The sequence below is a fragment of the Polaromonas sp. P1_G2 genome, from assembly GCF_056405515.1.
The window spans coordinates 1-412 of sequence record NZ_JBFUBY010001383.1 but is presented as its reverse complement, the minus strand read 5'-3'; the positions used below and the strand labels follow the sequence as shown (position 1 = coordinate 412).

Annotated in this window: 1 protein-coding gene; it reads right to left on the bottom strand. The window is 51.9% G+C overall.

The annotated features are described in order from the left end of the window. Positions 1-114 precede the first annotated feature (114 nt). Positions 115-333 (bottom strand): type II toxin-antitoxin system RelB family antitoxin, encoded by a 219-nt coding sequence (gene relB / locus AC1D0P_RS30675; RefSeq protein WP_477680180.1) that lies wholly within the window; start codon positions 331-333, stop codon positions 115-117. Between the last annotated feature and the right edge of the window lie 79 nt (positions 334-412).

Genomic DNA, 412 nt, shown 5'->3' with positions numbered 1-412 from the left:
GGTCATAGGCGACGCTTCGATGTGCGACGCTTATGACCGGCACGAAGCCTTTCATATTGCCGCAATGGGGAGCCAGCTTTTGGCGTAGATCACCGAGTGCTTCCCGGATGCCGTTCAATCCTCAAGGCCCAGTTCCTTCCAGACATCCTCGTTCGAGAGGGTCTTGAAAGGTTTTGCGCTACGGTCCTTCACGACGTAAAAATCTTCGAGCTCTTCCAGCTTTTCGATGATCGCCTGACGAAAAAGCTCGCTTTGATTGAGGCCATGAGCCTTGGCCAGATCATTCCAGCGGCGTTTCGTTTCATCGTCTATGCGGATGCTAACCGTCGCCATGAAATGATCCTCGTACAATATATGTTGCACGTAGCGGACGTCGTTGAATTCAAGTTAGGCTGTGGCGACATGCAAAAGC

Coding starts and splice junctions, on each gene's coding strand:
- relB (WP_477680180.1), bottom strand. CDS start 333: ATGGCGACGGTTAGCATCCGCATAGACGATGAAACGAAACGCCGCTGG.